General features: G+C 54.5%; 8 protein-coding genes. 2 read left to right on the top strand and 6 right to left on the bottom strand.

All coding sequences use genetic code 11. The features are described 5' to 3' along the window. Positions 1-282 precede the first annotated feature (282 nt). The 6 genes from RB_RS15710 to RB_RS15680 all read right to left on the bottom strand — a co-directional run bounded on the left by RB_RS15710 (position 283) and on the right by RB_RS15680 (position 7,964). The gene (locus RB_RS15710; RefSeq protein ID WP_231845686.1) at positions 283-1,449 is read right to left on the bottom strand and encodes a tetratricopeptide repeat protein; all 1,167 of its coding nucleotides are present in this window, start codon (positions 1,447-1,449) and stop codon (positions 283-285) included. Between the two features lie 77 nt (positions 1,450-1,526). Continuing rightward, positions 1,527-2,672 (bottom strand): hypothetical protein, encoded by a 1,146-nt coding sequence (locus RB_RS15705; protein WP_164922092.1) that lies wholly within the window; start codon positions 2,670-2,672, stop codon positions 1,527-1,529. Next, positions 2,669-3,880, bottom strand: a complete 1,212-nt coding sequence (locus RB_RS15700; protein ID WP_193427735.1) for a multiheme c-type cytochrome — start codon at positions 3,878-3,880, stop codon at positions 2,669-2,671. Before RB_RS15700 ends, RB_RS15705 begins: the two co-directional genes overlap by 4 nt. A 71-nt stretch (positions 3,881-3,951) precedes the next feature. Further along, positions 3,952-4,359, bottom strand: a complete 408-nt coding sequence (locus tag RB_RS15695) for a hypothetical protein (RefSeq protein WP_011121521.1) — start codon at positions 4,357-4,359, stop codon at positions 3,952-3,954. Positions 4,360-4,772: 413 nt separating this feature from the next. Beyond that, positions 4,773-5,846 (bottom strand): DUF1559 domain-containing protein, encoded by a 1,074-nt coding sequence (locus tag RB_RS15685; RefSeq protein ID WP_231845685.1) that lies wholly within the window; start codon positions 5,844-5,846, stop codon positions 4,773-4,775. Positions 5,847-6,476: 630 nt separating this feature from the next. Then, positions 6,477-7,964, bottom strand: a complete 1,488-nt coding sequence (locus RB_RS15680) for a hypothetical protein (RefSeq protein ID WP_007332558.1) — start codon at positions 7,962-7,964, stop codon at positions 6,477-6,479. Between the two features lie 259 nt (positions 7,965-8,223). Here RB_RS15680 and RB_RS15675 point away from each other — a divergent pair, with 259 nt between their 5' ends. Together RB_RS15675 and RB_RS15670 are read left to right on the top strand one after the other, a co-directional pair. After that, complete coding sequence (locus RB_RS15675) at positions 8,224-8,913, top strand: dioxygenase family protein (protein ID WP_449314176.1); 690 nt, start codon at positions 8,224-8,226, stop codon at positions 8,911-8,913. Between the two features lie 79 nt (positions 8,914-8,992). Continuing rightward, positions 8,993-10,792: a TrkH family potassium uptake protein gene (locus RB_RS15670; protein WP_193427734.1), complete on the top strand. Its 1,800-nt coding sequence runs from the start codon at positions 8,993-8,995 to the stop codon at positions 10,790-10,792. Position 10,793: the final 1 nt, after the last annotated feature.

Genomic DNA, 10,793 nt, shown 5'->3' with positions numbered 1-10,793 from the left:
GGATGGTAGCCGGGGACGCTGTGTAGCAGCGCACCCCCGGAAACTGATAGCCTCACACCCAACCTGAAAGGGTCGCAGAATCTTCGACCCTTCCAGGGTCGGGAATCGCTGGGGTCGTGCAGCCGGTGGTGTGCACTGCGTTCAAACCACCGGCTACCATCTGCGATCCCTTTGGGATGCTACTGGCGCGATCCTACGCTCATTGGAAGATCGAACATTCTGCAGCCTAAGCGAATACGTAACGGCTTTCGTGCTTCTTCCCCGTCGCTCCTGCCCAGCTGCTTAGCGAGGTACCAAAAAGCAACTGAAGTGATCGCGTGAGAGTTGTGACAGCATCGACTCGGCCTGGTCAGCGTAGAGGGGATCTAACTGCACGGCGAGTTGAGCGTTTTCTGCGGCCAGTGATGTCTTTTGGTGTTCCTTGAAGCATGTCGCCAAAAGGAAGTGGTGCTCGGCGGTCGGATTCAGCTCAACCAGCGATTGGTAGGCTTCTTCTTCCAATTTGCGATCGCCTAATTGACGAGCTGCGAAGGCGATTCCTTTGTAAGCGCTGATCAACGCGTTGTTCTTCGCGGGACTGTCGGTTTGTCGTTCCCAATGTTTTAGCGATCGTTCGTAACCTCGCATGCTCTCGACGGGTTTGTCCAAACGTTGTTGACACAATCCGTAGTAATCGAGGCTGATGGGATGGAAATTTCGACCGGACATCATGGGACGAATCCATCCAAGTGCTTCGTGATTTCGGTCCAGTTGCACCAGCGAAGTGATACGGTGTCCGATCATTGCCATGTTCATGTTGCGAGGCATGGGACGGCGTACTTCTTGTTCCAGTCGGGCCTTTTCATCGTTCAGGGCGGACTCCAAAGTTGCCAAATCTGTGGCTGCGACGGTCGCGGTTGGATCCAGGCGGCGAAGTTGCGAGCACTGCTTCCAGGCCAGCGTGATACGTTTGCCGCCAAGTGACTCCGCGAGACCTTTTTCGAGTGATTCAGCCACTGAGTGCGCGTATGTCGCGGGAGTTGCGATTGCTGCGACGCCGAACAGCAGCCATGTCCAATTGGGCAGAATTGCATCTCCGCCCTGCCCTTTTGTTTGGCCATCAGAATCTTCGTCGCGACCAATAGCAGGTTTTGATATGTCAAACGGTGCGATCGACAGGCAAAGGGTGGCGGCCGAGAAAGTTGCCAGGATTGCCAGTAGTGATCGAGCCGATGTCGCTGCGAACAAGCTGCCGAAGGATGTACTGTGGCTGATGACCGCAAGGCAAAGGCTTGCCAGAAACATGCAGCCGCCTAGCACGATGGCGGACGATCGCGACTGCTGATTCACCTTCCATGCGGCGATCACTGCAATTGGAAATGCCGACAACATGGAAACCACGTAGATGTCGTCTCGTCCGTACCACTCGAGGTTGCCGTTTTGATCGTGTAGCAAGTGGCGGATGAGCATCAGGATCGAAACCGAACCCGTTGGCCAAACGATCCAGTTTACCCGGATGTTTCTTTGAAACGTATTTTCTGTCGACGTCATGTTGCACCCGCTGCTGATGCTGTTGCGGGGCGTTTGGGTGATTTCCACAGCATGCCGTCAAAGCAATAGTGCCAAAAGGCGACGACCAAATTGATAGTTACCCAAGTTTCGAAGAAGCCTTTGGAAAGCAGATAGTTTCCAAGTCCAATGACAAGGACGAAAATGCCTAGAAACAGGATCCAAATCTTTGACAATCGAGCCAGCGGGTGATTGGATGCTTTGGAACCAGATTTTTTCATCGACCAAGTCACAATGGACATGTATTCCATGGAATGAAATATGGCTGATGCCAAGGCAAGCTGTATCACCAATCGATTGTTTTGGTAGTGGGCCGCTAACAATAACGCGGTGAATAGTGACATCACGCTGAGCAGGTACAGCATGCCGGCCAGAGATTGATTGTCCGAACGCAAGAATCGGTGGATTGCAGCAATCGCAAATGCGGCGGGAATGCCAAGGATTGCCCAGTCAAAGATTTCGATTCCCGGGACCGCGGGAAACGGTCCGTCGACCCAGCCAAATCCGGCGACGCGTGCGATTGCGTAAAGCAAGAAGCCGCGGAAGAAGACTTTCTGAAGCAGCGACCCTTTGTTCTGGAAGAACCGTTGGATCGTGCTGGGAGGCTGCGAAGTTGCTTGAAACGGATCGGATGATCGAAGGTTTGATTTGGACGACGACCCTCGTTGATAGATTCGAAAGATGCCGTGGTGCTGGGACGAGAAGTGCCAAGCGTTCCAGACGTAATCGATCATTCCGAGACATAGCAGCGATCCGGTGCCGATTTGCAACCCGACGCAGACCGTCACAATCGCGAGAGCCAACGCGGCAAAGAGCCAACGGCGATCTTGGGATTTATGATGGTCCACTGATACCAGAACGATGGTGATCCATCGATGCGGTGCTGTGATGAAGTAGATCTGCCAGAACAGCAAGCCTTCATGAGTGGTTGTTCCGCCGAAGATGTCGACGAACACAATCAGAGGCCAAAACAAGTTCGCGATGAAAACAAGGTCGATCAGCGGTGAGAAGAGAAAACCACTCTTCGTGTCGGTCGAGGCGTTTGTCCGCGAGGTTTCTTTCGGACGAGATGCTGGACGATGAATTTCGGGGCGAGTGGTGGGCGAAGGCGAGATGACGCTCATCGGGATGCCTCCGAAGTCGTCTCGGTATCGTGTGAAGCGGTGTCTTTCACAATTCGAATCCAATGATCCCGAAAAGCGATGCCTTGGGTCCATGGTGTGAGTGGCATGTGGCACTCGATGCAGTCGCCTTTTGGTGCTTCGGGACAGGTTGTCGAAGCTTGTGTTTGGTGGCAGCTATTGCATTGTTGGATGTATTGCTGGCGATCGTGCGACGTGGTGTCGTGCGGGTCGTGGCACGTCGAACAAGTGAGTTCTCCTGAGGATTGCAAATAGCATTCGCTCTTTTTCAATCCATAGGGCTGGAATCGTGCTCGTTCCGCGGCGGTGGAGTTGGCGGAAACCGAGCGTTCGTCGCGATGGCATGCGCTGCAGGTTTCCATGTGCGCGGCGGCATCGTGCTGATCGATCATCGGTTTGCTTTGTTCGGGCAGACCACGTCCAGCCAGAACGACGTGTTTCTTTCTGGGGCCGTGGCAGCGTTCGCAACCGACGTTGGCAATCATCGTTTGGGGCGTCAGTGGAATTGGAGGAGGCGGGACCACGGTGGAATGGCAACCGATACAAGATCGAACGTCCATTGCATCCATGGGGCGTCCGAAGCATTCCGGCGTTCCTGTGGCGAAGGTTTTGTATTCGTCGTGATCGGGTGTCACATTCAGTTCACTATCACCATGAAACGATGACCATCGCATTTCGATGCCACGAGAGCCATCGTTGTGGATTGCGAGCGGTGTTTGTGCGTGAGTGCCGGAACCGAGCAGCCAATTGACCGAGACGGACACTGTGGAAGCATTCGCCGAAGGAGCAGCGGAGTCTTTTTCAACCGCCCTGCCCTGCCCCGCGGAAGTGCTGACAACGAATTGGTCGGCTTTCTTTTGAAAGCGAAATGTCTGGTCGCGAAGTGGATCGTTGTGTTCGCCTTGTTGAAGTAGTTGCTGAGCCAACTCGGACTTCATCATTGGGGTGGCGGTTCGCGAATGACCGGAACGAAGATGTGCCTCGTACTCGGCCGGATGACAAGTCTGGCAAGCTTGGTCACCGGCAAATTGCGACGAAACGAATTGGCTCCATTGGTTCACGGCCTGTGAAGCGGAGTGATGAGAAGTTTCGCGTTGCCTTGCTTGCCTCGATGCGGACGGTTGCGCAGGCGCCGCTAGCATCAGGTCTCGTGCGACGCTGGCCGCACAGACGCCGATGACCAAAAGCATCAAGAGCCCCAGAAACTGGAGGCTCTTTGCAGAAAGAATTTTCGAGAACAAGGAATGCCTTTGAGGAAGAATCAGCCCAAAGGAGCGTCTTTGATTTTCCATTCCTCACCGACGCGTTGCAGCACCCAGTTTTGGGTGGTGGTTCCAACGTCCGCCGCTTTTTTGGCGCGGTCGGCGCTAGAAGTTGCAACGACGCCACCAAAGATTTTGACGGGAACGGTCAGTTGGTCGCCGTTCACTTCGGCTTCACCGGCAATTTCATAGCCTCGTTGAGCGTAGTCTTGGTGGTTGTCGGGAGCGGCACCATCGACGAAAGCAGTGGCAAACATCTTAGGGTCACCAGCAACGTCGCCGAGACCTTCCACGCTCGCGAAAGCGTTTTGTTCAAGGGTGGCTTTCGGAGGTGCCGATGACCCGCAACCGATAACGGTAAGCAATGCGAAAGCGGGGAGCAGTTGAATCAGGTTTTGAAGTTTCATCTGGTTTAAAAAAGAGTTGAAAGTGTTCGAGAGATTGGGAACTTAGTCCTCCCCTCGCTCTGAGAGGAGATCGTGCAGTTTGTTGATGCAAGTATTTACGCTGCTTTCTCGCACTGCACCTCTCCCGAAACGAAGTTTGGGGGGAGGTCGAACGACGCCGTTCAGGCGTGCGCGAGGGAGGGGGCCGGGCATGGTAGGTGGCGAGGTTTGCCCTCCCCCGGAAATCTCGCTGAACGCTCGTTTTCCGACCCCTCCCGCTGCGCGGGCGGGGTTCGCAAGACGTCACTAACACAAACCTCAAAAACTACACGACCTCTGGGAGAGGAAAGTTGGAAGGCGTGCAAGAAAGCAGTTTGGGCCGTGAGGCGGGAGTGCGACGATGCATTGAGGACAACTTCGCCGCGTCCGATCGATCAGGGCATTTCGAAGACTTCACTGTTCTTGGCGGTTGCCAATGGTTGCCAAACGTTTTCTTTGTCGACCGAGTCGGTGACGAAACGAACCGAACTGTCGGCCATCAGAACGTTGACGCCACCGGTGTGATGACTGCGAGCGGCGGCCCAGATTTCAGCCGTTTCGCGTTGTTCCAAGCAAGCCAGGTACGGGTTCAAGCGATCTTCAGGAATGTCTTCGTCACAAGCGGCGAGCACATCTTTTTCACGGCTGTTGGGGCTGGTGTAGGCCGAGAAGATCGTGGCACCCATGGCTGGTGACATCCAAGTTCCACGGATGTCTGTCTTCGAGTCGTGGTTGAGGATCTCGCTCATCGCCATGGTGTTGCTCATGCCGTCGAGAAAATCTTCGCTGCCCATGCCGTTTCTGTTTTGGAAGCGGTCACCAGCAATGCCGTCTTTGATGATCACGTCTTGGTGCACGTAGTAGGTGCCGAATGCACCGGATGTCTGATCGCTTTCCCACGACAGCATGTCGCCTGAACCCCAACTTGCCGCGTAGTTGGATCCCTTTGCGAGAGCTTCGAGGCCGTAGCTTCCATCGGTGAACTGATTGGTGACACGAGGTGCCGACGGGCAGGAGACGAACGAACCGAGTTGCTCGCGGCCGATGTGTTCGAATTCAGCGTAGTACTCGCAGTGATCGCAAGGGTTCATGGTGTGTCCCGTGACGGAGTCTTCGCAGCGGGTGATCAATTCCCAGACACCGGGTTGTTCCATGTAGGGGAACAGCATTGGCAACCAGTGCCATCCCAGTTCGTTCTGTCCGTGTTGCCAGCCACCGGTTTTGAAGCGGTTGCCGCTTTCGTCGTAGTTGACGTTGCCCGGCGGGAACGAGCCGAATGCTGCCATGTGGTTGTGCAGTGCGATGCCAAACTGTTTGAAGTTGTTTTGGCACTGCATCCGACGAGCGGCTTCACGAGCAGCTTGGACGGCTGGCAAAAGCAGGCCGACCAGCACACCGATGATTGCGATCACGACCAAGAGTTCGACCAGTGTGAAACCAGATCGCTTTGCGTTCGGTCGATCACACATGGGTGGATGTTGGATTTTCATTTGGTAGTTCTGAAGTTCTCGGGGGGGAAGAATGGCTGAGATATTTGGATGAGGATGCTGCCGGAGAACCAAAATCTTTGAGTCCCCGAAATCGAGCGCGGGGATTAAAACAGAAAGCGTGACGGACGTTGTTAACGTTCGATGAAGTAACGGTGTAAGTAACGCGATGTTTGAGCGTGGTTGGGCTCAAGGTCCTCGTAGCCGGATTGAGGCGGCTTATCGGACCGTAGAAAGGTTGCGAGACGCGAAACAATTTTGGTCTCTGTGCAACAGTCTCGCGTGAAGGCCTGGAAATGAAGGCCTGTTTCGTCGGCGAATGACACGTTCCGTTCGCGAACTGCTACGTCGAGGATCACCCCAAATCGCGAGGCTCGTGGCCGTGGGGGAGGTGGTTGCCTGCCCTTTGGAGGGAGGGGCGTCGCTGGAGTCAATGCCGGAGAATCTTAGATCGATTGATCGTGAGTCCCGTTCGTTCAGGCTCGCTTCAATGTTGGAGGTGATCCAGCGAGGAAGCTGTTGACGACTGCGCTTAAAAAAATCACCGACACATGGGATGTGTCGGTGATCGATGGATTTGACGCGAACTGCCCGCGGGCAGTCTCACGCCAATCAGACAGGGAATCCGACCGGAGCCGGGATGTTTCCAAAGCTGGACGAGTTCGCAGCGACCATTGCCGCGAGTCTTGACTCAGGTGCGTGAGATTTGCATCCGAAGAAACCACGTTTTTGGATCACGGAAGCAACTTCTGGTGGAACGTGCTTCTTCCATTCGTCGTCTCCGGATTGAATCATCTTCAACACTTCCCGAGAGAACGTTGAGAGGTGTTCTGGGTTGTAGGCGTGCAGTTGTTCGATGCAGCCTTTGCCAACTAAGTAGTCGTAGAGTTTCCGCAGTTCCGGCGCGATTTCCAGATTCTCCACCGTGGTCAATTCACCCGTCTCGCGATCCATCAAAGGATAGACGTAAAGTTTCAAGTCGTTTTTGAACATTCGGCCGAACGATTCAAGAATGCCGCCGTCGAGTTGCGTGTAGTACTTCTCTTCGAACAGTTCATGCAGGCTGCCGGCACCCATCGTGATCGCGATTTTCTTTTTCGTGTACTGCGACAGATAAGCCGCCAGGCGGTAATACTCGAAGTAGTCTGAGATCAGCACAGTCATCCCGCAGGCGGCGAGAGTGTCGACGCGAGCAAGGAAGTCTTGCAGGTCGATTTCACCATTGGCCCGAAGGTTTCGCATTGTGATTTCGGCGAGCGTCACGACTTGGTCTGGATCCACATCGTCTTCTTTGCGGAAGCTTTTTTGTGCCGCTTGAATCATGTCCATGTTCACGTGAGTGACGGGACGGTAGCTGCCGCGTTCGACCAAGATTGGTTTCTTGTAGAGGACTTCGGCGGGTTGAAGGACTTCGCCATCGGCCGAGAACATAGCCGCTTTGCTGAGTCCCAGTTGAACCAATCGAAGGCTCATCACACGATTGTCGACGTGTCGAAATGCGATGCCCGAGAATTCGATCATGTCGATCTCGATCCGCTGCGTGCTGAGATTGTCCAGCAAAGATTCGATCAACTGATCGGGTTCGTGATTGAGGAAGAATGCACCGTACAGCAAGTTAACGCCGACGATACCGAGGGCTTCTTGTTGAGCCGCGTTGTTGTTGTCCAACATTCGGACGTGGATGATGATTTGGCTGTCTTCATCACGTGGATGTGCTTGGAATCGAATGCCCATCCAGCCGTGGCACTCGTTGGTTCCGTGATAGTTGCGAGCGGAAACCGTGTCGGCGAACGCGAAGAACGCAGTGGAGTCGCCGCGTTGTTCTTTCAGGCGTTCGATGTTCAATGTGTGTTCGCGGGTCAGCATGTCTTCCAAGCGTTGTCGGCAAACATACCGTTGGCATTCGCCATAAATTGCGTCGCTGACCGCCATGTCATAGGCCGACATACTTTTGGCGATCGTGCCAGCAGCGGCTCCAACGCGAAAGAACCAACGGACGACTTCCTGTCCAGCGCCGATTTCGGCAAACGAACCGTAACGTCGCGGATCCAAGTTGATTTGAAGTGCTTTGCGCTCGGTTGATGGACGTTCGTTGGTCATGTTGTTTTCCCGTATGGAAGAGTTGCCCCAAAATCACAACAACATCTAGGTGACAATCTCGGGTCTTCCAAACGCTTTTTCACGGTGGGGCAAACCAGGCGACGCATGCCGACTGTTTCGTCGTTGCAATCACTACAAGCCGCGAATGTGGTGCTGGGTAGCTGTCCAAATGGGTGGCCTGGATTGGTTCTGCGAGACTGGCGTGAGAAGCGTTACAATGCGGGATTGGCTATTTCAGTGTTGTTCGAAGTCCGTTCAGGTGATTCTGATGAAAACGAAGATGATGTCACGACGATGGTTCGCGAGTCGATCGGCCATGGCGATTGGTGGTGCGGCGATGTGGACGACGCCAGGTTTGTTTGCAGAAGAGTTGCTGAAGCCGACACCGCCACTGACTGAAGGGCCGTTCTATCCAGATCGATTGCCGCTGGACCAAGACAACGATCTGATTGTCATCGGCGATCACACAACACCGGCCGTTGGCGATGTAACTCACTTGACCGGTCGCGTGTTGACCGCGGCGGGATCGCCGGTTCGCAATGCGACCATCGAAATTTGGCAGTGCGATGCCAACGCGGTCTATCTGCATTCGCGTGACAGCGATGGAAAGAAAGATCAGCAGGACAAGAACTTCCAGGGCTTTGGACGATTTGAAACCGCCAGCGACGGTGGGTATCGCTTTCGAACGATCAAGCCGGTGCCCTACCCTGGTCGGCCCGCTCCACACATTCACATCAAAGTCAAACAGGGTGACAAAGATCTGCTGACGACCCAGTTGCTGATTCGTGGTCACGAAGGCAACAAACGAGATGGTGTGTTTCGGCGAGTGACGGATCCTGCCAAACGTGAATTGTTGGTGGCAGATTTCAAGCCGATGAAAGAATCGAAGATCGGCGAATTCGCCTGTCAGTTCGATGTGATTCTTGGGCAAACGCCCGCCGACAGTTGAAAAGCCGAGAATACCGCCTCGAACGATTTGATAACCGGGGCGATCCGCCAATCGTCGTGAGTTGCCAAGAAACGGGTGGTTGGGTAACAAGGTCGGAATTGCCGCGGTCGGCAATGAATCAGGTCACTTGTCGACCGCTGCCATCGCCACCGTTTCACAACTCGTCGAGAAGGCGTCGTCGTTGAATTTCCCTTTGTTGTTTCGTTTTTTGGGAACGATCTGCCTGTTGATTGGCGGATCGATGGCGTTCAGCTTGCCATTTGCATTTCCAAGCGTTGCCGACCGAACGCATTTGCCTCCCGCGACGGAATTTGAATCCGCAGCGGCGAGCGGATTGCTGGCGAGCATGGCGATTTGCTTCTTCGTCGGAGCTTTCTTCCGGTTTCTCGGCCGCGGTCATCGTGGAGGAGGCGAGCTGTATCAGAAAGAGGCGATGGCGATCGTTGGGCTTTCGTGGGTCAGTGCCACGGTGCTGGGGGCCCTGCCCTATTACTTGAGCGGCACGATGATCGCGGAGGGCTCTCCGATCACGTTCATCGAAGCGATGTTTGAATCGCAGTCTGGTTTCAGCACGACGGGCGCGACGGTGCTGACCGATTTGGAAACGCCCGAATTGGTCCCGCACTGCATTTTGTTCTGGCGGTCCTGGACGCACTTTTTGGGAGGGTTGGGGATCGTCGTTTTGTTTGTGGCGATCCTGGGACAAGGCTCGGCTGGCAAAGCGATGATGCGAGCTGAAATGCCCGGTCCCACGAAAGATGGCAGCATGCCTCGAATGCAGCACACCGCATTGGTGTTTGCTGCGATCTACGTTGGGTTGAACATGTTGTTGACGTTCATCTACATGTTTGAAGGGATGAGTTCGTTCGATGCGCTCTGTCATGCCTTTGGGACGATGGCGACCGGCGGTTTCAGTACATACAACCGATCACTGGGTGGATTCGACAGCCCGTTGATCGAATACACGACTGTGCTGTTCATGATCCTGGCAGGGACTAACTTCACGCTGCTGTATCTGATGTTGTTGGACATTCCGCGGCGACCGCTGACGGCCGCCCGCCGATTGTTTCAGGATGTCGAATTTCGAACGTACGGCTTGGTGATCGCGGTGGTCACATTGGGCGTTGTGATATTCGGATTGCGTGCGGAAGACGAGGGGTTTGGGACGCTCGCGAAAGGCGTTCAAAATGGATTGTTCCAAGTGGTGTCGGTCATCACGACGACCGGTTACGGGACGGCTGACTTCGACGAGTGGAACAACTTTGGCCGCGGGATTCTGTTGTTGTTGATGTTCGTCGGCGGTTGTGCTGGGAGCACCGGCGGGGGAATGAAGGTCATTCGTCACGTTTTGTTCTACAAAATCCTGAGATTGGAAATTGAGCGCGCCCACCGTCCGCGTGTTGTTCGGCCATTGAGGGTGAGCGGTGTTGCGGTCGATGACCCTCAATTGGCCCACAATATCTTGTTGTATTTTTGCATGGTGTTGGCCATTTTCGTGATGTCTTGGTTGGCGTTGATCACGTTTGAACCCAACTCCACGTGGGGTGTCGTGATGACTGACACGCCGCCCGAAGAAGTGATCGAGGAATCTGCCAAGGCGGGGAAATCGGGCGAGGATATCGTGGTGGTGGATCATTCCCAGGCCGGCAAGAAGTTGTTGCACGGTACTTTGGACGAGAAGTTGCTCGACTCCGCGAGCGCCGTCGCGGCAACGTTGAACAACATCGGACCTGGTTTAGGTGTCGTGGGTGCCACGCGGAACTACGCGGGGTTCAGCCAAGGTGCCAAGTTGTTGTTTGTATGGCTGATGATGTTGGGACGAGTCGAAATCTTCAGCGTGCTATTGCTATTTGTTCCGTCGTTTTGGCGAAGGGTGTGAG

The sequence above is a fragment of the Rhodopirellula baltica SH 1 genome (genome assembly GCF_000196115.1).
GTDB lineage: Bacteria > Planctomycetota > Planctomycetia > Pirellulales > Pirellulaceae > Rhodopirellula > Rhodopirellula baltica.
Note: the sequence above shows the minus strand (reverse complement) of the source record. Positions and strands in the feature narration are given on the sequence as shown.